The organism is Streptomyces sp. NPDC006314, from assembly GCF_040613075.1.
Taxonomy (GTDB): Bacteria; Actinomycetota; Actinomycetes; order Streptomycetales; family Streptomycetaceae; genus Streptomyces.
In genome coordinates this window covers 241,535-263,931 of record NZ_JBEXRL010000011.1, presented here as the reverse complement: position 1 = coordinate 263,931, position 22,397 = coordinate 241,535, and the positions used below count along the sequence as shown (strand labels likewise).

19 protein-coding genes are annotated in these 22,397 nt (G+C 71.6%); 9 read left to right on the top strand and 10 right to left on the bottom strand.

Features of this window, described 5'->3' with window-relative positions; translation table 11 throughout:
- Positions 1–678 (bottom strand): phosphocholine cytidylyltransferase family protein (locus ABZ079_RS22290; protein WP_356941169.1); only part of this gene is annotated, 678 nt, incomplete at its 3' end.
- Positions 675–2,474, bottom strand: a complete 1,800-nt coding sequence (locus ABZ079_RS22285; protein WP_356941168.1) for a DUF5941 domain-containing protein — start codon at positions 2,472–2,474, stop codon at positions 675–677. The genes ABZ079_RS22285 and ABZ079_RS22290, both read right to left, overlap by 4 nt.
- A gap of 268 nt (positions 2,475–2,742) precedes the next feature.
- Between ABZ079_RS22285 and galE the strand changes: the two genes are divergently transcribed.
- From galE to idi, 3 genes are all read left to right on the top strand, one after another.
- Positions 2,743–3,714 carry a UDP-glucose 4-epimerase GalE gene (gene galE / locus ABZ079_RS22280; protein ID WP_356941167.1) on the top strand — a complete coding sequence of 324 codons (972 nt, stop codon included), beginning with the start codon at positions 2,743–2,745 and terminating at the stop codon, positions 3,712–3,714.
- 135 nt (positions 3,715–3,849) lie between these two features.
- A complete protein-coding gene (locus ABZ079_RS22275; RefSeq protein ID WP_356941166.1) occupies positions 3,850–4,791 on the top strand; it encodes a cation diffusion facilitator family transporter in 942 nt (313 codons plus the stop codon).
- A gap of 174 nt (positions 4,792–4,965) precedes the next feature.
- Positions 4,966–5,559 (top strand): isopentenyl-diphosphate Delta-isomerase, encoded by a 594-nt coding sequence (gene idi / locus ABZ079_RS22270; protein ID WP_356941165.1) that lies wholly within the window; start codon positions 4,966–4,968, stop codon positions 5,557–5,559.
- 14 nt (positions 5,560–5,573) lie between these two features.
- On the opposite strand, the gene ABZ079_RS22265 is transcribed toward idi, so the two are convergent.
- Both ABZ079_RS22265 and ABZ079_RS22260 read right to left on the bottom strand, forming a co-directional pair.
- Entirely contained in the window at positions 5,574–6,068 is a 495-nt protein-coding gene (locus tag ABZ079_RS22265) for an ATP-binding protein (RefSeq protein ID WP_356941180.1), read from the bottom strand.
- A gap of 194 nt (positions 6,069–6,262) precedes the next feature.
- A complete protein-coding gene (locus ABZ079_RS22260; protein ID WP_356941164.1) occupies positions 6,263–6,844 on the bottom strand; it encodes a DUF308 domain-containing protein in 582 nt (193 codons plus the stop codon).
- A 141-nt stretch (positions 6,845–6,985) separates the two neighbouring features.
- Here ABZ079_RS22260 and ABZ079_RS22255 point away from each other — a divergent pair, with 141 nt between their 5' ends.
- The gene (locus ABZ079_RS22255) at positions 6,986–7,741 is read left to right on the top strand and encodes an enoyl-CoA hydratase/isomerase family protein (RefSeq protein ID WP_356941163.1); all 756 of its coding nucleotides are present in this window, start codon (positions 6,986–6,988) and stop codon (positions 7,739–7,741) included.
- On the opposite strand, the gene ABZ079_RS22250 is transcribed toward ABZ079_RS22255, so the two are convergent.
- The gene (locus tag ABZ079_RS22250; RefSeq protein WP_356941162.1) at positions 7,728–8,357 is read right to left on the bottom strand and encodes a DJ-1/PfpI family protein; all 630 of its coding nucleotides are present in this window, start codon (positions 8,355–8,357) and stop codon (positions 7,728–7,730) included. The genes ABZ079_RS22255 and ABZ079_RS22250 overlap by 14 nt on opposite strands.
- Before the next feature lie 80 nt (positions 8,358–8,437).
- Complete coding sequence (locus ABZ079_RS22245; RefSeq protein WP_356941161.1) at positions 8,438–9,397, bottom strand: GlxA family transcriptional regulator; 960 nt, start codon at positions 9,395–9,397, stop codon at positions 8,438–8,440.
- A gap of 143 nt (positions 9,398–9,540) precedes the next feature.
- Here ABZ079_RS22245 and ABZ079_RS22240 point away from each other — a divergent pair, with 143 nt between their 5' ends.
- Complete coding sequence (locus tag ABZ079_RS22240) at positions 9,541–9,672, top strand: LPFR motif small protein (RefSeq protein ID WP_014676189.1); 132 nt, start codon at positions 9,541–9,543, stop codon at positions 9,670–9,672.
- 409 nt (positions 9,673–10,081) lie between these two features.
- Here ABZ079_RS22240 and ABZ079_RS22235 read toward each other — a convergent pair whose 3' ends face one another.
- Positions 10,082–10,900, bottom strand: a complete 819-nt coding sequence (locus tag ABZ079_RS22235; RefSeq protein ID WP_356941160.1) for a S1 RNA-binding domain-containing protein — start codon at positions 10,898–10,900, stop codon at positions 10,082–10,084.
- Positions 10,901–11,112: 212 nt separating this feature from the next.
- Between ABZ079_RS22235 and ABZ079_RS22230 the strand changes: the two genes are divergently transcribed.
- The gene (locus tag ABZ079_RS22230; RefSeq protein WP_356941159.1) at positions 11,113–13,500 is read left to right on the top strand and encodes a Tex family protein; all 2,388 of its coding nucleotides are present in this window, start codon (positions 11,113–11,115) and stop codon (positions 13,498–13,500) included.
- A 104-nt stretch (positions 13,501–13,604) separates the two neighbouring features.
- Positions 13,605–14,201, top strand: coding sequence for a DinB family protein (locus ABZ079_RS22225; RefSeq protein ID WP_356941158.1), 597 nt, complete (start codon positions 13,605–13,607; stop codon positions 14,199–14,201).
- Here the strand turns inward: ABZ079_RS22225 and ABZ079_RS22220 are convergent.
- Entirely contained in the window at positions 14,198–15,838 is a 1,641-nt protein-coding gene (locus ABZ079_RS22220) for an ABC-F family ATP-binding cassette domain-containing protein (RefSeq protein ID WP_356941157.1), read from the bottom strand. The two genes, ABZ079_RS22225 and ABZ079_RS22220, sit on opposite strands and share 4 nt — an antisense overlap.
- A 667-nt stretch (positions 15,839–16,505) precedes the next feature.
- Positions 16,506–17,546, bottom strand: coding sequence for an oxidoreductase (locus ABZ079_RS22215; protein WP_356941156.1), 1,041 nt, complete (start codon positions 17,544–17,546; stop codon positions 16,506–16,508).
- 76 nt (positions 17,547–17,622) lie between these two features.
- Here ABZ079_RS22215 and ABZ079_RS22210 point away from each other — a divergent pair, with 76 nt between their 5' ends.
- Positions 17,623–18,600, top strand: coding sequence for an FAD-dependent oxidoreductase (locus ABZ079_RS22210; protein WP_356941155.1), 978 nt, complete (start codon positions 17,623–17,625; stop codon positions 18,598–18,600).
- A gap of 168 nt (positions 18,601–18,768) precedes the next feature.
- On the opposite strand, the gene ABZ079_RS22205 is transcribed toward ABZ079_RS22210, so the two are convergent.
- On the bottom strand, positions 18,769–20,721 hold the full coding sequence (locus ABZ079_RS22205; protein WP_356941154.1) for a Xaa-Pro dipeptidyl-peptidase: 1,953 nt from the start codon (positions 20,719–20,721) through the stop codon (positions 18,769–18,771).
- A gap of 187 nt (positions 20,722–20,908) precedes the next feature.
- On the opposite strand from ABZ079_RS22205, the gene ABZ079_RS22200 reads away from it, so the two are divergent.
- Positions 20,909–22,396, top strand: a complete 1,488-nt coding sequence (locus ABZ079_RS22200; RefSeq protein ID WP_356941153.1) for a M1 family metallopeptidase — start codon at positions 20,909–20,911, stop codon at positions 22,394–22,396.
- Position 22,397 lies beyond the last annotated feature (1 nt).

Here is a 22,397-nt window from a genome sequence, read left to right as displayed (position 1 = left end):
GATCGGCGCCACGTCGACCTTGAAGCCACGGTTCACCAGCTCCTGGTAACCGTCCTCGTAGTACAGCTGCGGGTCCCGCTCGAAGGTCGCCCGCAAGGCGTCCGCCAGCTCCTCGGCGGCCTCGCCCTCGATCAGGGTGACACCGATGTACTCACCGGTCGCCTCGGCGGGATCCATCAGCTTGGTGATCTTCCGGACACCCTTCCCGGGCTCCACGACCACCTTCATCTCCTCGTCCGCGAGGGACTTCACCGTGTCGAGGGCCAGAATGATCCTCTTCCCCTCACCACGGGCCGCCAGCAGCGTCTTCTCGACCGACACCGGGTGCACGGTGTCCCCGTTGGCGAGGATCACCCCGTCCCCGAGGGCGTCACGGCCGCACCACAGCGAGTAGGCGTTGTTCCACTCCTCGGCCTTGTCGTTGTCGATGAGGGTGAGCTTGAGGCCGTACTTCTCCTCCAGGGCCGCCTGCCGCTCGTACACGGCCTCCTTGCGGTAACCGACGATGATCGCGACCTCGGTCAGCCCCACCTCGGCGAAGTTGCCCAGGGTCAGGTCCAGGACCGTGAGGGAATCCTCCGCGCCCTCAGGACCCACCGGCACCAGAGCCTTGGGCAGGGTGTCGGTGTAGGGGCGCAGACGCCGCCCGGCGCCGGCCGCCAGCACGAGGCCGATCATGCGGTTTCTCCTTCATCGTGTACGGCGGGCGCCCCAGCGGACACCCAGAAGCGGATGCTCTCGACGAGCACCACCACGGCGACGGCCACGGCGAGGGCCGTGAGCGCGACCTTGAACTGAGAAGCGGTGAGCACCGCGGCGAGGACGGCTACGAGCAGCGTCCGCCCCTCGTGCCCACCGATGGCGCGCACCAGCCAGGCCGGGGGCGCTCCGGCGTTGCCGCGGATGCGGTACACCGTGTCGTAGTGATGGTAGGCGACGGCGGCCACCAGGCCGAAAGCCGCAGGAAGGGCCCCGTTCACCCCTGCTCTGCCCGCGAGGGCGAGGACGGTGCCGTACTCGGCGGCCCGGAAGAACGGCGGTACGAGCCAGTCGAGGGCGCCCTTGAGGGGGCGGGCGACGGCCAGGGCCGAGGTGAGGACGTACCCGAGGGCGCCGACGGCCGGCAGGACGCCGCCGAAGTCGGTCAGCGCCGAGCAGGCCACGACGGCGGCGGCGCCCAGCAGGGCCACGGCGGGCACGGCGAGACCGGGCAGGCCCCTGTTCACCACGCGTTCGACGGCCTCGGCGAGTGGACCGGAGTCGGCGAGGTCGGCGAGGGCCTGTGCCGCGCGGTCGGTGCGCCGGGCCTTGCGGGTCACCGAGCGCAGCACGCGGCCGGCCGTGGTGTAGGTCGCGGCGAAGGCGCAGCCGATGAGCAGTACGCAGAAGGTGATCCGCGGGGTCGTGGCGGCCGTCAGGACCGCGATCAGCGCCCAGCGCTCGCCGATCGGCAGCACGATCATGCGCCGCACCCAGACCGTCCAGCCGACGCTGTCGAGCTTGTCGGAGAGGGCGGCGGTGGGGCTGGTGTTGGCGGTGGCGTCGTGGTTGGCCTCGGTGAAGGAGAAGTCGACCACGTGCCGGCAGGTCTGCAGGATCATCGCGCCCAGCGCGAGGGCCCATACGTCGTCGCCGCCGCGGGCCGCGCCGAGGGCGAGGCCCGCGTAGTAGGCGTACTCCTTGGCCCGGTCGAAGGTGGCGTCGAGCCAGGCGCCGAGTGTGGAGTACTTCAGGGCGTAGCGGGCGATCTGGCCGTCGGTGCAGTCCAGCACGAAGGAGGCGATCAGCAGCGCGCCGGCGGCGATGAACCCACCACGGGTGCCGGTGGCCGCGCAGCCGGCCGCGATCAGGGCGGTGAGCAGCGAGGCCGTGGTGACCTGGTTCGGGGTCAGACCGCGGCGGGCGCACCAGCGGGCGATATAGCGCGAGTACGGGCTGATGAAGAACGTGGTGAAGAACCCGTCGCGGGACTTCACGGCCGACTTCAGGCGGACGGCCTCGTCGTCGACGGCGGCGACGGACTGCCGGGCCTCGTTGCGCGCCTGCGGGTCGGCGGGGACGGCGGCGACCAGGCTGCCCAGCTCGGGCCGGTGCACCTCGCTGCCGTCGGCGTCGAGCGCGGTGACGATGCGGTCGGCCAGGCTGTCCACGGCGACCGCCGTACCGCCGCCCGCGGAGGTCTCGCGGGCCAGGGCCCGGGTCAGTGCCTGCCGGGCGGCCGGCTGGGCGGTGACGGCGCCGGGGACGGCGGCGAGCGGGAAACGCGGGTCGGTCAGTCCAAGGCGCAGCGCGTGCGGATGGCCGACGAAGCGGGCGTCGACCAGGGCCACGCGGTCTCCGGCGGGAGCGGCGGCGAGCAGGGTCTCGGCCTCGGCGGCGTCCGCTGCCACCCGGACGTCGAAGCCCAGCGACCGCAGATCGTTCTCGAGCGGCGATCCGGGGACCGGCGGACCGGTGACGATGGCGGTCGGCAACCGAACTCACTCCCTGGGTGCGGGCGCGCGGGCGCCGGGGCTTCTGCGTGCTGGGGCGCCCCTGCCTGCGGCACCCGGGCGGCATGTCGGCAGAGGCTATCGGATGGGTCGAAGCCCGTGTTCACCGGCCGTTCACGGGCCGGTCCGCGGGGGCTGCCCCGGCCTTTGCCGCGATCATCATCGGGGATCCGGGGCCCGGCCCACAAACCCATGGGGGCAGACCCGGGCATCCAGGACACCCGTCGGGCCGGGCATAGGGTGAACGACCATGACATGGCTGATCACCGGCGGAGCCGGATACATCGGGGCGCATGTGGCACGGACCATGACCGGCGCCGGTGAGAGCGTCGTGGTACTGGACGACCTGTCGGCCGCCGTGCCCGCGCGGCTGCCCGCCGGGGTCCCGCTCGTCGAGGGCTCGACGCTGGACGGGGACCGGCTGGGGCGGGTCTTCGCCGAGTACGGCGTCACGGGCGTCGTCCATCTCGCGGCGCGCAAGCAGGTCGCCGAGTCCGTGACCCAGCCCACCCGGTACTACCGGGAGAACGTCGGCGGCCTGGCCACGCTCCTGGACGCGGTCGCCGAGGCGGGCATCCGCCGGCTGCTGTTCTCCTCGTCGGCGGCCGTGTACGGCAACCCGGACGTGGACCTGATCACCGAGGACACCCCGTGTGCCCCGGTGAACCCCTACGGTGAGACCAAGCTGGCCGGGGAGTGGCTGGTGCGGGCGGCGGGGCAGGCGCACGGGATCTCCACGGTGTGCCTGCGCTATTTCAACGTGGCGGGTGCGGCGGCACCGGAACTCGCGGACACCGGGGTGTTCAACATCGTGCCGATGGTCTTCGACCGGCTGACCCGCGACGAGGCGCCGCGGATCTTCGGTGCCGACCATCCGACGCCGGACGGGACCTGCGTCCGCGACTACATCCACGTGGCCGATCTCGCCGAGGCCCATCTGGCGGCGGCCCGGCGGCTCGCCGACGGGGACCTGTCCGGCGATCTGACGCTGAACATCGGCCGGGGCGAAGGTGTCTCGGTGCGTGAGCTGATCGAGGTCATCGGTGAGGTCACCGGGGACCGCCGGCCACCCGTGGTGGAGGGGCGCCGCCCGGGGGACGCGCCCCGCGCGGTCGCCTCGGCCGAGCGGGCCGCCGAGGAGCTGGGCTGGCGGGCCCGGCACGGGGTGCGGGAGATGGTCGAGTCGGCCTGGCAGGGCTGGCTGCTGCACCACGGCAAGTGAGCCGGGGGTGCCCTGACCTGCGCATCGTTTCCCCAGGTCAGGGCACATGACAACGGTGTTCAGTGCCGCGTTGCCCGGTACCCCCCACCCGTAGTTGACTGGCTCCCTGACGGGCACACGGAAGGGCGGTTGGTCATGGGGGCAGGGCACGACCACGGGCACGCGCACTCTCATGCGCCGGCCACGGGTACGGCCTCGGCCGCGTACCGGGGCCGGCTGCGTATCGCGCTGGGCATCACGCTCACCGTCATGGTGGTCGAGGTCGTCGGAGGCCTGGTCGCGGACTCGCTCGCACTGATCGCGGACGCGGCGCACATGGCGACCGACGCGGTGGGTCTCGGCATGGCCCTGCTCGCGATCCACTTCGCGAACCGCCCGGCGAGCACCAACCGCACCTTCGGCTATGCCCGCGCCGAGATCCTCGCCGCGCTGGCCAACTGCCTCCTGCTGCTCGGCGTCGGCGGATACGTCCTCTACGAGGCGGTCGAGCGGTTCGTCACACCCGCGGACACCCGGGGCGGCCAAATGATCGTGTTCGGCCTGGTCGGCCTGGTCGCCAACACGATCTCGCTGACTCTGCTGATGCGCGGCCAGAAGGAGAGCCTGAACGTGCGCGGCGCCTTCCTGGAGGTGGCCGCGGACGCGCTCGGCTCGGTGGCGGTGCTGATCTCGGCGGCCGTGATCCTGGCCACCGGCTGGCAGCCGGCCGACCCCGTCGCGTCGCTGGTGATCGGGCTGATGATCGTGCCGAGGAGCCTGAAGCTGCTGCGCGAGACGCTGGACGTGCTGCTGGAGGCGGCCCCCAAGAACGTCGACATGACGGAGGTCCGGGCGCACATCCTGGCGCTGGACGGAGTGGAGGACGTCCACGATCTGCACGCCTGGACGATCACCTCCGGCATGCCCGTGCTGTCCGCGCATGTGGTGGTCAGCTCCGAGGTGCTGAACGCCACCGGCCACGAGAAGATACTGCACGAACTGCAGGGCTGCCTCGGTGACCACTTCGACGTGGAGCACTGCACCTTCCAGTTGGAGCCGGGCGGGCACGCGGCGCACGAGGCGCGGCTGTGCCACTGACCGCGCGCACCGCCGTTCGGCGCCCCGGGCGGTTCCCGGCGGCGGATGCCGGGCACGATGATCTGCCGGGCCCCGCTTCCGGTGTCGCGCCGCGCGCGGACGTGCCGTGAAGTGCCGGGAGTGCCGGATTCGTACGGCAGACTTGGGGTGCGAAGACCAAGGCGAAGGATGGGTATGCCGATCACACCTGCCACCGCGACGCACAGCTCGTCGAACGGCACCGCAGAGGCGATTTTGCTGGAACTGGTCGACGAGAAGGGTGTGACGATCGGTACGGCGGAGAAGCTCGCCGCCCACCAGCCACCGGGGCGGCTGCACCGCGCGTTCTCGGTGTTCCTCTTCGATGAACACGGCCGGCTGCTGCTCCAGCAGCGCGCCCTGGGCAAGTACCACTCGCCCGGTGTGTGGTCCAACACCTGCTGCGGCCACCCCTACCCCGGTGAGGCACCGTTCGCGGCGGCGGCCCGGCGCACGCACGAGGAGCTGGGTGTGTCCCCCTCGCTGCTGGCGGAGGCGGGCACGGTCCGTTACAACCACCCGGACCCGGCCTCGGGCCTGGTGGAGCAGGAGTACAACCACCTGTTCGTCGGCCTGGTGCAGGCGCCGCTCGTGCCGGACGAGGAGGAGATCGCCTCGACCGCCTTCGTCACGGCGGCCGAGCTGGCGGAGCGGCATGCCCGGGACCCGTTCTCGGCCTGGTTCATGACCGTGCTGGACGCGGCCCGTCCGGCGATCAGGGAGCTGACGGGCCCGTCCGCCGGCTGGTAGGCCTGCGCACGCCCCTATGTGAGGATCGCGGGCTTGAGCGGCAGGGCGGCCCAGATCACCTTGCCGCCGCTCGCCGTGTGCTCCACGTCGAGCACCCCGCCCGCCTCCCGGGCCACCTCGCGGACCAGGAGCAGTCCCCGGCCGCCCGTCTGGCCGTGGTCGGCCTCCAGGGCGGTCGGGCGGTAGGGATGGTTGTCCTCCACGGACACCCGCACCCATTCGGCGCCGACGGCCACCTCCACGGCCAGCATCGGCGACAGCAGCGCCGCGTGTTTGACCGCGTTGGTGACCAGCTCGGAGACGATCAGCAGCAGGCCGTAGGCCAGTTCGTCGGAGACCGGCACGCCCTGGCGCAGCAGCAGGTCCCGTACCGCACGTCGCGCGTGCGGTACCGAGGCGTCCACGGCGGGCGCGGTGAACCGCCAGACCCCTTCGTACGGCAGTGGATCGGGCGCCCGCTCGGCGCCCCCCGCTGGGCGCGGGCCGTCCCCGCGCCCGTGGTCGTCCATCGTCCGGTCGCCACCCTCACGCTCGATTGTCACCACGCGTCGAGTGTTGGTAACGATTCGCTCCGGCCCGCCGAACTGAACACAAGTCAGCTGGTATCGAACGGTTTCTGACCGCCTGGGTATGACATGGTCACGTGTGGGACCGTTCCTGATCCCCCGGACACCTGGTTCGCGAACTCTTCGGGTTGTACGGGTTAGGCCTGCCGCTGCTCGGAGACGAGCCCGACGACACGGCGCCCGCCGTAGCCGGTGGCCAGCAGGCCGAGGCCGTCGAAGAGCAGGGCGAGCGAGAGGAAGCAGCCGATGACGTACTGGCTGCTGCTCGGCCAGGAGCCGAGCACCAGGATCCCGAGCAGCAGGTCGAAGGCGCCGAGCAGCAGGGTCCAGCCGAACTGCGGGCCGCGCACGACCAGGCTGCCGACCAGCCGGAAGAAACCGGCGGTGAGGAAGAGCAGGGCGGCGAACATGGTGAGCGCGGCAGCCGCCGCGTGGGGCAGGCGGACGACGACGATCCCGGCCGCGATGTTCAGGGCGGCGACGATGACGCCGAGCCAGAAGTAGGGGGTGCCGCGGGCCTGGATCGCGTGCAGCAGACCGACGATCCCGCCGATCAGCAGCAGCCAGCCGAACAGCAGCATCGAGGTGAGCGTGGCGACGCCGGTGTAGACGAGGCCGACGAGTCCGGCGAGTACGAGGATCACGCCGAGCACCGCGAGCCAACCGAAATCGCGGCGCAGATGCGCCGCCTCGTCCCTGGGCTTGCCGGACCTGGTCATCGCCACCTCCTCGATGTCCCCGCTTCGTCACCACTTCTCCCTTGTGTCCCCTCCGGGTGGGACGTCGTAACGCACGGAGGGGGGCCGTGATCACCCGGGCGGACCGGGGCGGCCGGCGGGGCGGCCGCTACGATCCGGCCCATGGAGCCTCAGCTGTCGCACCAGGTCGCCGACTGTGTCGCCACCGTGGTCATCCGCCATCCGGCCAAGCGCAACGCCATGACGGCCGCGATGTGGCGGGCGCTGCCGCCACTGCTGGACCGGTTCGCGCGGGACCCGGGCGTCCGGGTGCTGGTACTGACCGGGGAGGGCGGGACCTTCTGTGCGGGCGCGGACATCTCGACGCTCCGGGGGTCGCCCCAGGAGGCGCAGGGGCTCGCGGTGGCGGCCGAGGAGGCCCTGGCCGCCTTTCCGAAGCCGACCCTCGCCGCGGTGCGCGGACACTGTGTGGGCGGTGGCGCGCAGCTCGCGGCGGCCTGCGATCTGCGGCTGGCGGAAGAGGGGGCGCTGTTCGGGGTGACACCGGCGCGGCTGGGCATCGTCTACCCCGCGTCCTCGACCCGGCGGCTGGTGTCGCTGGTGGGACCGGCCACCGCCAAGTACCTGCTGTTCACGGCCGAGTTGATCGACACTCAGCGCGCACTGCGGACCGGGCTCGTGGACGAGGTGCTGCCGGAGGGCGGACTGGACAAGCGGATCGCCGCATTGACCCGGACCCTGGCGTCCCGCTCGCAGCTCACCCAGGCGGCCGCGAAGGAGTTCGCGAACGGCCGGACCGACCGGGACGCCCACTGGACGGAGCGGGCACGTGACGGCGGCGACACCGCGGAGGGGGTCGCCGCGTTCCTGGAGCGCCGGCAGCCGCGCTTCACCTGGAGCGTGTCTACGTCAGGCTGAACCTGGTGTGGAACTCCTCCACGAGGTGCGCGGGCGCCTTCTGCGGGGAGCCGGCATCGTAGGGCGGTTGCGGGTCGTACTCGATCAACAGCTGGACGGCTTGGGCGTGTTCGTCACCCGCGAGGGTGCCGACCAGCGCGAGGGCCATGTCGATGCCGGCGGAGACGCCGGCCGCGGTGACGTATTTGCCGTCGGTGACGACCCGCTCGCCCGTCGGTTCGGCACCGAACTTCTCCAGCACGTCCAGGGCGCCCCAGTGGCTGGTGGCGCGCCGGCCCTTCAGCAGTCCCGCGGCGGCGAGCAGCAGCGAGCCCGAGCAGACCGAGGTGGTCCAGGTGCTCGTCGCGTCGGCGGCGCGCAGCCACTCCAGCAGGGCCGGGTTCTCCATCTGGGTGAGGGTGCCGGGGCCTCCGGCGACGACGACGATGTCCGGGCGCGTCACCTCGTCCAGCGCCTTGTCCGCGGTGACGGCGAGAAAGCCCGTGTCGGTGCGCACGGGGCCGGGCCGCTCGGCGACGAAGTCGACCCGCACGTCGGGCAGCCGGCTGAGGACCTCGTAGGGTCCCACGACGTCCAGAGCGGTGAAGCGGTCGTAGACGACCATCGCGATGTGCACGGGGGTCTCCCTTTCAGGGGGCGGATGCGTTCCTGGGCGGATGTGTTCAGAGGGGGGATGTGTTCAGTGGGCGGATGTGTTCAGTGGGCGGATGCCGGGTGGAAGCGCCTGCGATATTCCGCGGGCGAGGTGCCGAGCGACTTGACGAAGGCGCGGCGCATGGCCTCGGGGGTGCCGTAGCCACTGGCGCGGGAGATCTCCTCGATGCCGTCGGTGGTGTCCTCCAGCAGGCGGCGGGCGTGTTCGAGACGGACCCGGTCTACGTAGCGGCCCGGTGTCGTCCCGGTCTCGGCCTGGAAGGCGCGGGAGAAGTGACGCGGCGACAGGGCGGCGCGGGCGGCCAGCACCTCGACACCGAGGTCGCCGTCCGGGTGCTCGGTGATCCACTGCTGGACGTCCCGGAGGGGTTCGCGCCGGGCCGTCTGGGCGGCGAGCTGGGCGCTGAACTGGGCCTGGTTGCCCGGCCTGCGCAGGAAGACCACCAGGTGGCGGGCGACGGTCAGTGCGGCGTCCCGCCCGAGGTCCTCCTCGACCAGCGCGAGGGCGAGGTCGATGCCCGCGGTGACCCCGGCCGAGGTGGCGACGTTCCCGTCCCGTACGAAGATCGGCTGGGGCTCGACCTGAACGGCGGGGTGATCCCGGGCGAGCTTCTCGCAGTACGCCCAGTGCGTCGTGGCCCGGCGGCCGTCCAGGAGCCCGGCACGGGCGAGCAGGATCGCGCCGGTGCAGACGGAGACCAGGCGCCGGGCGCCGGGGCCGTGGACCCGCAGCCACTCCACCAGCCGCGGGGCGGGGCTGCGGGTGCCCTCTCCGCCGGGAACCACCAGGGTGTGCGGACCGGCCGCGTCCGTCAGGGAGCCGTCCGGCACTAGGGTCAGCCCGCTGGAGGTGAGCACCGGGCCGCCGTCCAGGGACGCCGTACGGATGCGGTAGGAACCGGGGGTGCGCTTCTCGGCACCGGTGAACACTTCCAGGGGACCGGTGACGTCGAGGCTCTGGACGCCGTCGAAGACGACGATCAGGAGGGTTCGCTGCGCCATGACTCGATTCTTGGCGGGTCCGGGCATGACCGCAACGACGCGTTTCCCACCTTTTCTGCCACGAAGGGGGTTCCGGATTGCTCCACCGAGGTACCCGGGCCCCCGCGCCGGTCACCGGGACCGGGCGGAAAGGAGACGGTTTCGTGTTCCGTGCCATCGCAGACGTGTTGCGGCAGATCGGCGGGGCCATCGCCACGGTGGTCACGCTGCCGTTTCGGGCGCTCGCCCGGCTGTTCGGCGGAGCGTCGTCCTCCGCGCGCGGGAGCCGGGCCTGACCCGAGGGCCCGGCGCCTGCGACCGGGCGAGCCAGGTGACACCAAGGCGGGTCGGTGAGCTGGCGCTGAGCGCGGACTTGAGCGCCGTACCTGTCACGCTGGCCATTGCAACACCCTGCAGTACTTCAATGACCTCCGGCTTCTCGCACATCTGGCCGCCATCACGTGGCCCCAGGCGCGAGCACTCGCTCCGTCCGAGGAACTGGCCGTGACCCTTGACGCCCAGCGATGCCGCCTACTTCTTGGCCTGCCCACCTACACGGGCCTGCCGCCTTCATCCGCGACGGACGCGGCCACCACGCAGGCCAACAGCTCCTCGGTCTTCCACAAGCGGACTCAGAGACCTCGCGCACCAGATCGACCACCGGCTCCGTGACGTGACACGTCAGTCGGAACTGGCACCGGTCGATCAGTCGACATCCTTGTTGGCGACGGTGAGCCGCACTCGGTGACGCTGAAGGTCGACCTCGGCGACCCTCACTGTGATCGGCTCGCCTTCGCCGACGAGTTGGTCAGGGGTCTCAACCGGCTCATCGGTCAGCTCTGAGAGGTGAAGGAACCCCTCGACGTCCGGAGCAAGCTGCACGAACACACCAAAGTGAATGATCTTGGTGATCGGCCCTGTGACGACGTGGCCGACCTGGCCCTCGAATCGCATGAGTGGATCCTCCTGCAGAGCCTTCAGCGAGAGTGCGACCTGTCCGGATCGCGTCTCGGCCACGATGACCTCAGCCATGATCCGCTGGCCGGCTTCGACGGCTTCGGAGGGGTGATCGATCCGCGACCATGTCAGGTCCGGCACTCGGATGAAGCCGGTGCACAAGCCATCAGGCTCGCCATCGAGGTGGACGAAGACCCCGAAGTCGTGCACCGCCGCGACGATCCCCGTCACAACCTGTCCGCGTTCCATCGCAAGGAGAAAGGACCGCAAGGCCGGGATCTCGCACGCCCTGGCAGAGAGGCGAAGCTGACCTTCACCCCATCGTCCGATCTCCTCGGCGTTGATCTCCTGGCCGATCTCGAAGAGCTCGGACGGGTGCTCCACCCGACGCATCGACGCCTCATGCCGAGGGATGCGGCCGATCTCGGCACTCTCTCCTTCGGCATCCACAGGCTTCACAAGGACATCCGCTCCGTCGAACCCGATGACCTCCACCGTTCTCACGGGGCCCGGCCGGATCTGGTTGATCAAGGATTGCAGGCGAGGATCAGGTGCTGGCTCGGGCATGAGAGGTGAGCCTAGTCGGCGCCGACTGCGCCTGGTTCCCCCTCATGTGTTGCTACTCAGACTCCTGGCTCAGTGACAGATGCCACGCTCAGGTGACAACTGTCTCGCCGCGTCACACCGGCGCCCCGCCGCTGGACCGCCCTGATCCCCGGTTGCCGGTGTCACCTGCCACAATTGCCGCGCAACCTCAGTGGAGAAGGCGGTACGGGATCGTGACGACACCCCTCGTAGGGTCCATCGAAGGCAGGATCGCCGAGGAACTCGGCGTACGGGAGCGGCAGGTGAAGGCCGCGGTGGAGCTGCTCGACGGCGGTTCGACGGTGCCCTTCATCGCCCGCTACCGCAAGGAAGCGACCGAGATGCTCGACGACGCGCAGCTGCGCACGCTCGAGGAGCGGCTGCGCTATCTGCGGGAGCTGGAGGAGCGGCGGACCGCGATCCTGGAGTCGGTGCGCGAGCAGGGCAAGCTCACCGAGGAGCTCGAGGCGCGGATCCGGAGCGCCGAGACCAAGGCGCGCCTGGAGGACATCTACCTGCCCTACAAGCCCAAGCGGCGCACCAAGGCGCAGATCGCACGCGAGGCGGGCCTGGAGCCGCTCGCGGAGGGCCTGCTGGGCGATCCGACGGTCGAGCCGCTGGCGGCCGCGTCCGCTTTCGTGGACGCCGACAAGGGCGTTGCCGATCCGCAGGCCGCGCTGGAGGGCGCACGGGCGATCCTGACCGAGCGGTTCTCGGAGGACGCCGACCTGATCGGCGAGCTGCGCGAGCGCATGTGGGTGCGCGGCAGGCTGACCGCGAAGGTACGTGAGGGCAAGGAGGAGGCGGGCGCCAAGTTCGCCGACTACTTCGACTTCACCGAGCCGTTCACCGAGCTGCCCTCGCACCGGATCCTGGCGATGCTGCGCGGCGAGAAGGAGGAGGTGCTGGACCTCGTCCTGGAGCCGGAGGAGCCCGCGGAGGGGCCTTCCTCCTACGAGGGGATCGTCGCTTCGAAGTTCGGGATCGCCGACCGGGGCCGTCCCGCCGACAAGTGGCTGACGGACACCGTCCGCTGGGCCTGGCGCACCCGCATCCTCGTCCACCTGGGCCTCGACCTGCGACTGCGGCTGCGGACGGCCGCGGAGGACGAGGCGGTGAACGTCTTCGCCGCGAACCTGCGCGACCTGCTGCTCGCCGCGCCGGCCGGCACGCGCGCGACGCTGGGCCTGGACCCCGGCTTCCGTACGGGCGTGAAGGTCGCCGTGGTCGACGCGACCGGCAAGGTCGTCGCCACCGACGTGATCTATCCGCACGTCCCGGCCAACAAGTGGGACGAGGCGATCGCCAGGCTGGCGCGGATCGCCAAGGAGCACGCCGTCGAACTGGTCGCCATCGGCAACGGCACGGCGTCCCGCGAGACCGACAAGCTCGCCGGTGAACTCATCTCCAGGCACCCGGAGTTGAAGCTCACCAAGGTGATGGTGTCCGAAGCGGGCGCGTCCGTGTACTCGGCGTCGCGGTACGCCTCGCAGGAACTGCCCGGCATGGACGTCTCGCTGCGCGGCGCGGTCTCCATCGCGCGGCGTCTGCAGGATCCCCTGGCGGAGCTGGTGAAGATCGACCCTAAGTCGATCGGTGTCGGCCAGTACCAGCACGACCTGTCCGAGGTGAAGCTGTCCCGGTCACTGGACGCGGTCGTCGAGGACTGTGTGAACGGCGTCGGCGTGGACGTCAACACCGCGTCCGTGCCGCTGCTCTCGCGGGTGTCGGGCATCTCCGCCGGGCTCGCCGAGAACATCGTCGCGCACCGGGACCAGAACGGGCCGTTCACGTCCCGCTCCGAGCTGAAGAAGGTGGCGCGGCTCGGTCCGAAGGCGTACGAGCAGTGCGCGGGCTTCCTGCGCATCCGCGGCGGTGAGGACCCGCTGGACGCCTCCAGCGTGCACCCGGAGGCCTACCCGGTGGTGCGCCGGATGGTGAAGACCACGGGCCAGGAGGTGGCCTCCCTCGTCGGCAACACCGGCGTGCTGCGCTCGCTGCGGCCCGCCGACTTCGTGGACGACACCTTCGGTCTGCCGACCGTCACCGACATCCTCAGGGAACTGGAGAAGCCGGGCCGCGACCCGCGCCCCGCCTTCAAGACGGCCACGTTCAAGGAGGGCGTGGAGAAGATCTCCGACCTGTCCGACGGGATGATCCTGGAGGGCGTGGTCACGAACGTGGCGGCTTTCGGCGCGTTCGTGGACGTCGGCGTCCACCAGGACGGCCTGGTGCACGTCTCGGCGATGTCGAAGACGTTCGTCAAGGACCCGCGGGATGTCGTCAAACCGGGTGACATCGTCAAGGTGAAGGTCCTCGACGTGGACATCCCGCGCAAGCGGATCGCGCTGACCCTCCGCCTGGACGACGAGGCCGCCCCGCAGGGGCAGGGCGGCGGCCGGCAGCAGCGCGGCGGTGGTGCCCGGCCCCCGCAGCAGCGGCAGGGCGGTCAGGGACAGCGGCAGGGCCGTGGTGGCGGTGGTGGCGGCGACCGGGGCGGACGGCAGGCGCCGGCCCCGGCCAACAGCGCGATGGCCGACGCGTTGCGCCGGGCGGGCCTGCTGGACCCGAAGAAGCGCTGACCGGACGGGCGGCCGGAGCCCTGCGGCTCCGGCCGCCCGTGCCGGTACTCCTCCCGCTCCCGAAAACCCCAAGACCGAGATCATCCGACCGGCACACTTGCCCCATGACCGATCCGAAGGAAGACCTGCGGGTGTACCTCCAGGACGCGCGTGACGTCCTGCTGTGGAAGCTGGAGGGACTGTCGGAGTACGACGTGCGCCGCCCCATGACCCCGACGGGGACCAATCTGCTGGGCCTCGTCAAGCATCTGACCGGCGCCGAGGCGCTGTACTTCGGGGTGACTTTCGGGCGGCCCTTCGACGGCACGCCGCTGTGGATCACCGGGCACGCGGAGCCGGACGCGGACCTGTGGGCGCGCACCGACGAGTCCCGGCAGGAGATCGTCGGCCGGTACCGGACGGCGTGGGCGCACGCCGACGAGACCATCGCCGTGCTGCCACTGGACGCGGTGGGCCGGATCCCGGGCGGCGCGGAGGACTCGGTGACCCTGCACCGGGTCCTCACGCACATGATCTCCGAGACCCAGCGGCACGCCGGACAGGCCGACATCGTGCGGGAGCTGGCCGACGGGGCGGTCGGGCAGCGGCCGGGCGGGCTGAACGTGGCGCCCCGTGATCCCGGACACGTCGAGCGGGTCGAGCGGGCCGCGACGGAAGCCGCCGCCCGCTGGGACCAGCGCCCGGGCCGGGAGCAGCTCTAGCGCTCGGTCACCTTGCCGTCGGCCACGTCCAGGCGCCGGGTGACGTGCACCGCGTCCAGCATGCGCCGGTCGTGGGTGACCAGGAGCAGCGTGCCCTCGTAGGCGTCGAGGGCCGACTCCAGCTGCTCGATGGCGGGCAGGTCGAGGTGGTTCGTGGGCTCGTCCAGGACGAGGAGGTTGACGCCCCGGCCCTGCAGCAGCGCGAGGGCGGCGCGGGTGCGCTCACCCGGTGAGAGGGTCGCGGCCGGGCGCAGCACGTGGTCGGACTTCAGGCCGAACTTGGCGAGCAGGGTGCGGACCTCGCCGGGTTCAGTGTCGGGGACGGCCGCGCGGAAGGCGTCGAGCAGCGTCTCCGGGCCGTGGAAGAGTCCCCGGGCCTGGTCGACCTCTCCGACCAGGACGCCCGAGCCGAGGGCGGCATGCCCGGAGTCGAGCGGGATACGGCCCAGCAGCGCGCCGAGCAGGGTGGACTTGCCGGCGCCGTTGGCTCCGGTGACCGCGACCCGGTCCGCCCAGTCGATCTGCAGGGACACCGGGCCGAAGGTGAACTCGCCGCGCCGGATCTCGGCGTCCCGGAGGGTCGCGACCACGGCACCGGAGCGCGGGGCGGAGGCGATCTCCATGTGCAGCTCCCACTCCTTGCGCGGCTCCTCGATCACCTCCAGGCGCTCGATCATGCGCTGGGTCTGGCGAGCCTTGGCGGCCTGCTTCTCGCTCGCCTCGCTGCGGAACTTGCGGCCGATCTTGTCGTTGTCGCTGCCGGCCTTGCGCCGGGCGTTCTTCACGCCCTTGTCCATCCAGGACCGCTGCATCTGGGCCCGGTTCTGGAGGGCGGACTTCTTGTCGGCGTACTCCTCGTAGTCCTCGCGGGCGTGCCGGCGGCCCACCTCGCGTTCCTCCAGGTACGCCTCGTAGCCGCCGCCGTAGAGGTTGATCTGCCGCTGGGCGAGGTCGAGTTCGAGGACCTTGGTGACGGTGCGGGTGAGGAACTCGCGGTCGTGGCTGACGACGACCGTGCCCGCGCGCAGGCTGGTGACGAAGCGTTCCAGGCGCTCCAGGCCATCGAGGTCGAGGTCGTTGGTGGGCTCGTCGAGCAGGAAGACGTCGTAGCGGGACAGCAGGAGGGAGGCGAGGCCGGCGCGGGCCGCCTGGCCGCCGGACAGGGAGGTCATCGGCTGGTCCAGGTCCACGGCGAGACCGAGGGAGTCGGCGACCTCCTCCGCGCGCTCCTCCAGGTCGGCGCCGCCGAGACCGAGCCAGCGTTCCAGCGCGGTCGCGTAGGCGTCGTCGGCGCCGGGCGCGCCGTCGACCAGCGCCTGGGTGGCCTCGTCCATCACGCGCTGCGCCTCGGTGACGCCGGTGCGGCGGGCCAGGAACGCCCGGACCGTCTCCCCCGGCCTGCGCTCGGGCTCCTGCGGCAGGTGGCCGACGGCCGCGGTCGGCGGGGACAGCCGCAGCTCGCCCTGCTCGGGTGCGGTCAGACCGGCGAGCAGTCGCAGCAGGGTGGACTTGCCCGCGCCGTTGGCGCCGACCAGCCCGATCACGTCACCGGGCGCGACGACCAGGTCGAGACCGGAGAAGAGGGAGTGGTCGCCGTGCCCGGCGGCGAGGTTCTTGGCGACGAGGGTGGCAGTCATCAGGACGCCGATCCTAATGGGCCGTACGCCCGGGTCTCAGCCGGGTTTCCCGGGTCGGGGGCCCGCGACCCAGCCGGGTCTCCTCGGGCCGGGCCCCGCGACTCAGCTCGGATTCCCTGGGCGGGGCCAGTGACTCGGCCCGGCTCCCCCGGGTCGGGAGCCCTGACCCAGCCGCGCTTGGGTTGAGAGCCCGCGACCCAGCCGGGTCTCCTCGGGCCGGGCCCCGCGACTCAGCTCGGATTCCCTGGGCGGGGCCAGCGACTCGGCCCGGCTTCCCCGGGTCGGGAGCCCTGACCCAGCAGGGCTTGGGTTGGGAGCCCGCCACTCGCCGGGGCTTCCCCGGATCGGGACCGGGAGCCCGTGCCCCAGCCGGCCCCCCGGTCCCGGAACGCGCGACCCAGCCGAGCCCCCCGGGTCGAGAGCACGCGACCCGCCGGGCTTCCCCAGGTGGGGGCCCGCGGCCCAGCCGGGCTTTCCCCCATCGGGAGCACGCGACTCACCGGACTCTCCCGGACCGAGAGCACACCACCCACGGACCCCCGGTCCGCAACCCGCGATCCAGCCGGCCTTCTCCGCCGGATCGAGAATCCGCAACCCGGCCGGGCTCCCCTGGTCGGGAGACCGCCCGTACATCAGCGGGAGCACCCTTGGGCCGGTCGTCCGCCTCTCAGCCGGAACCACCCCGGGTCACCGGCGCCGCGAGCACGCCCTGAGCGGTCCGGGCGACGAGGTACGCCTCGCCCTTGACCGCCGTGGGGTCCAGGGCGAGGCGGTGCCGGCCGGGCTCCAGGGTGCCGTCGAACACGTCCTGTTCGTGGGTGCGGTGGAACCGGTCGAGGCGGTACGCGGTGACGCGCACCCGGCACGCGGAGGTCACCTCGATCTCCGCAGCGCCGTCCCCGGCGGCCAGGCCGGTCAGCCGGCGCTGCGACAGCGGGCTGCGGTCCAGGGCGTGCTCGATCTGTGCGACGAGCAGCGGCACGATCGGGGCCAGACCGACGACGTGGGCCACCTCGACCCCGGCACGGTCGAACGCCCGCAGCACGGCCGCCCGTTCCGCCTCGCCGACCGCGCGGCCGAAAGCGACGGCGGCGTAGCCGCGCAGTTCCTCGGCGGCGACCTCCCGGGCATCCTGGGTGATGTCGGCGCCGATCCCGATGGTGCGCAGTGCCGCGGCCAGCCGGGCGAGGACGGCGACGCGGGTGCCGATCAGCAGGACCCGGCGGCGGGGCGCGGGCGGGCCGTTGGCGCCGTCGATCAGCGCGGCCAGGGCCGCGCGGTACTCGGGGCCGTGGAAACGGAACGGCCCTATGCCGTGGTAGCCGTTGAGTTCCAGATCGGCGGTACGGTCCGTCTGCCAGGCGAAGTCCCGCCAGATGTAGTCCTCGCCGTCGCGTTCGATGACCGCGGTGACCGCCCCGCAGGCCAGGTCCTCGCACTCGGGGCAGCCGTAGATGACGAACCGGCCGTCGGGGAGCGGCGGTTCGGTCTCCAGCAGCAGGGCGCGGACGTGCGCGGTGAAGATGGCCGGCGGGACGTCCGAGGCGAGCGGCGAGACGGCGTCCAGGTCGGACAGCCGGAACAACAGCGGACGGCCGTCCACGACGAAGTCCACGAAGTCGCGGTGGATCCGGTAGCCGCCGTCGGCCAGGACACCGCCGGCGCGCATCGCCGATGCCAGGCCAAAGGTCGCGTATGCGGCAGACATGCTGTGAGTATCCCCACACCGGGACGGAGTGAGCGCGGCATGACATATTCAGCTGGGCAGGACCTATCGTCCTCGCGTGGACAGCGAGCCGAATGACGAAGTGATCGTGGTCGGTGGCGGGGTCACCGGGCTGACCACAGCCGTGGTGCTGGCCGAGGGCGGGCGGCGGGTCCGGGTGTGGGCGCGGGAGCCCGCCGGGCGTACGACCTCGGCGGTAGCCGGCGGACTGTGGTGGCCGTACCGCATCGAACCGGAGCCGCTGGTCGGTGCCTGGGCGCTGGAATCCCTCGCGGTGTACCAGGAGTTGGCGGCGCGCCCTGAGGAGACGGGCGTACGCCTGGTCGACGGCGTACATCAGGGGACCCGACTGGACGAACTGGGCGAGTGGGCGGGCCGGGTGCCGGGGCTGCGGGCGGTGGCCGGCGGGCTGGCGGCCCGGCTGCCCGTGATCGACATGCCGGTGCATCTGGCGTGGCTGCGGGAGCGGCTCGTACAGGCGAGCGAAGCGAGATGGGGGTCCTCCTGGACGGATTCCGGGGGAGGGAGGGTGGAGGAGCGGGAGGTGACCGACCTGACCGCGGTGCCCGCCGCGGTGGTGGTCAACTGCACCGGGCTCGGGGCCCGTTCGCTGGCGCCGGACCTCGGTGTGCGTCCGGTGCGCGGGCAACTGGTCGTCGTGGCGAACCCGGGCGTCACCACCTGGTTCACCTCGGTCGACCACGCGTCCGCGGCTTCCACGTACTTCATCCCGCAGCCCGGCGGTCTTCTCCTCGGCGGTACGGCCGAGGAGGACGACTGGTCCCTGGAACCTGACCCGGACACCGCCGCGGCGATCGTCGCCCGCTGCGCGGTGGTCCGGCCGGAGATCGCCGGCGCGCGGGTGCTCGCCCACCGGGTGGGACTGCGGCCGGTCCGCGACGCGGTACGACTGGAACGACAGTCCCTGCCGGACGGCCGTGTGCTCGTGCACAACTACGGCCACGGCGGAGCAGGGATCACCGTGGCCTGGGGCTGCGCCCGGGATGCGGCCGGGCTGGCGTCCCCGACCGCCTGAACACCGCGACCGGCGAGGGATCCGGGTGGTGTCCCGGCCGCTCGAGCCGTGAGCGGGTGAAGGCCTGGGCGGGTACCGGGCCACCCGAGCTCCTCACCGGCAGGGCCCGGGGTGGCACTCCGGCCACCCCGGGCCCTCGAACGCCTGCGCTCCTGGGCGCCTCCGCTGTCAGGGCGCCGGGATGTGCTGGGCGGTGTGGGGGGTGCGGACGCCGTTCAGGCTGCCTGGCGCGGGTGCCGTGGCGGCGCTGCCGGCGGTGGCGCGGGCGAAGGCCGCCGCGCCGCCGACCAGGGGCAGCTTCGCGTGGGTACCGGACAGGGCCACGGTGAGCGTCGGCTTGGTGGACGGTGGGTCGATGAGGTCCTTGTCCGTACCGGCGACGACCAGGGCCAGGCGGTGTCCCTTGGGGACGACGTGGTCGGTGGCCGCGAGGTCGAGGGTGACCGTGTACTTCTTGCCCGGGGTGAGCGGGACGCCCTTGCCGAGGGAGGCGTGGTGGCCGAGATCGGCCCAGCCGCGGCTGAACACCGTGTAGTCGACGGTGGCCGTCTTCGCCTTGGTCTCCTTGAAGCAGGCGCTGTCCCCGGCCGTGCTCTTCCCCCAGCAGGTGCGGTCGGTGAGCGTGGTGATGCCCTCGGCGTGGTCGGCGTAGTCGCGGATGGTGTCGGGGCCGAGGTCCACCAGGACGGCGGTCAGGTGGGCCGAGGTCGTGCTCGGGGTGGCGGTGACCGTCACCGTGGAGGAGCCGGACAGGCGCAGGTCGCGGGTGAGCGGTGCCGTGAGGAAGCCGGCCTTCTCGGGCGTGGACGTGGTGAGATGGGCGGCCCAGTCGCTCTCGCTCAGCTTCGGGTCGTCGGTGAAGGTCTCGGTGCCGGCGGCCGGGCGCAGGCCGAGCGTGCCGACTCCGGCCCGGGTGCCGGAGACGGGGTGCAGAGTGGTGGCGCGGGTGCCGAGCGGCGGCCATGCCCTGGATGTGGCCCACTGGTCGGGGTGGCGTTCGATGTCGGCCATCGGCGCGCGGTCGATGCCGTTGTCGTAGCCGAGGAGTTCATGGTCGAACCAGCGGTGCAGGGTGTCGACCCAGGCGCCGCGCCGATAGTCGAAGGGGTCGACGTGCCCGGTCTGGGACAGCCAGATCTTCCGCTCGACGCCGTGCCGGGCGAGGGCGTCCCACCACTGGCCGAAGTGCTTGGTGCGGACGTTGAGGTCCTGCATGCCGTGGACGACGAACACGCTGGCGCGCACCTTGGCCGCGTCCTTGACGTAGTCCCGCTCGGTCCACAGCGGGGTCCAGTCGCCGCTGCGCGGGCTGCCGTCGGCGAGCTTCTTCCGTACGGCCGCGCAGTGGGCCTGTGCGTCGTCGCTCTCGACATAGCCGGCCAGTTCGTCGGGGCCGCCGTCGTAGAGCGGGGCACCCTGCGCGAAGTAGTAGTCGTACCAGGAGGAGATGGCGGCGATCGGGACGATGGTCTTCAAACCCTTGACGCCCGTGGCGGCGACGCCGTTGGCGATCGTGCCGTCCCAGCTCTTGCCGATCATCCCGGTGCGGCCGTTGGTCCAGCCGGCCCTGACCGGTGTGCCGCCGGTGCGGCTGGTGTACGCCCGGGCACGGCCGTTCAGCCAGTCGACGACGGCCTTCGCTGACTGGATGTCGGAGCGGCCGCCGACGTCGACGCAGCCGTCGGAGCGGTTGGTGCCCGTGAGGTCGACGCCGACGAAGGCGTAGCCGCGGGGCACGAAGTAGTTGTCGTAGAACAGCGGCATCTGGACCACGTGGCCGCTCGCGTCGTACGTCTTCAGCTGGCTCTCGTTGCCGCGCCCGCAGCAGGAGTAGTACGGGCTGGCGTCCATGATGACCGGCACCTTGCGGCCCTGCCGGGCCGGTTCGGCGGGCCGGACGATGTCGGCGGCGACGCGGTCGGTCTTCCCGTCGCCGTCCCCGTCGAGGCCCGTGTCCACCCACACGGACTCACGGATGGCGTCGGCGTAGGAGTAGACGGGCCGGCTCTCGCGCGGGGGCGCGGCGTGTGCGGCGGCCGGGGTGAGGAAGAGCGCCGTCAGGATGGCGACGGTCGCTGTCGCGAGCGTTCTCCAGATCGTGAAGCGCGTGCGTGTCGGCATGCGCGGACGGTACTCCGGTCAACTCCCGCACAAAAGGGGTCAGCTGAGGGACACGCGGCTCTCATGACGGCTGAATGGCGATCGTGTGACAGGAGGGGCCATGGACAGGTCAGGGGCCACGGGGACTGAATAGGCTCCGAACAGACTTCTCCGAACGGACTGACGGTCCTGACGACTTGGAGCTGACGTGCACCGCAGAATCATCGCGCCGGGCGCACTCGCGGCGGCCTCCCTCCTGCTGGCGATCCCGGCATCGGCCGCGAGCCACTCCCCCGGCGCGCCGGGGATCGGCGACCCCTACTACCCGTACTACGGCAACGGCGGCTATGACGTCTCGCACTACGACCTGAGGCTGCGGTACCAGCCGAAGACGGACGAGTTGCAGGGCACGGCCACGATCCTGGCGAAGACGACGCAGGATCTGTCCCGCTTCGACCTGGACTTCCTGCTGGACGTCAGTGAGGTCCGGGTCAACGGCGCCAAGGCGGCCTTCGCCTCCTCCGGCCAGCACGAACTGGTGGTCACCCCGAAGACACCGCTTGCGAAGGGCACGCCGATCACGGTGGTCGTCCGCTACAGCGGGGTGCCCTCGACGAAGAGCGCGTACGGCTTCACCACCTGGCACCGCACGCCCGACGGCGCGGTCGCGGCCGACCAGCCCGAGGCCGCGTGGTGGTGGTTCCCGAGCAACGACCACCCGAGCGACAAGGCGACCTACGACGTGTCGGTGGCCGTCCCGGACGGCACCCAGGCCATCTCCAACGGGTCGCTGCAGTCGACCGGTTCCAAGCTGGGCTGGACCCGCTACAACTGGCGGCAGGACAAGCCGCAGGCGACGTATCTGGCCACGCTCGCCCTCGGGAAGTTCGACATCACCACCAGCACCTCCGACGGCGGAGTGCCCGTCGTCAACGCCTACAGCAAGGACCTCGGCGCCAACGACGGGGCCGCGCGGGCGAGCGTGGAACGCACCGGGGAGATCGTCGACTGGCTGAGCGGCTACTTCGGGCCGTATCCGTTCGGTTCGGCCGGCGGGTACGTGCCGAACACCACCACCGGGTACGCGCTGGAGACCCAGACCCGCGTGTACTACAGCCCGAAGCAGTTCGCGAACGGCTCCAACACCTCGGTGGTCGTGCACGAGCTGGCCCACCAGTGGTACGGCGACGACGTGTCGCTGAAGGGCTGGAAGGACATCTGGGTCAACGAGGGCTTCGCACGGTACGCGCAGTGGCTGTGGTCCGAGCACGAGGGCGAGGGCACCACGCAGGAACTCGCCGACCACGTATACGCCTCGCACCCGGCCGACGACGCGTTCTGGACGGTCAAGCCCGGCGACCCGGGCCCGGACGGGCAGTTCGACGCCGCCGTCTACGACCGGGGCGCGGCCGCCATCCAGGCGCTGCGCAACGAGATCGGTGAGGACGCCTTCTTCGCGATCCTGAAGGGCTGGCCGAAGGAGCACGCGTACGGCAACGCCTCGGTGGCCGACTTCCAGAAGTACGCCGAACAGGTGTCCGGCAAGCCCCTCTCCGCGCTGTTCGACACCTGGCTGTTCCAGCCGTCGAAGCCGGCCGCACCCGCGGCACGGTCCCTGGTGAAGACGGGTACGGCTGCCGCGCAGCCGAAGTCGTGGAAGAAGATCGAGGCCACGAACGACGTTCACGGGCACTGAC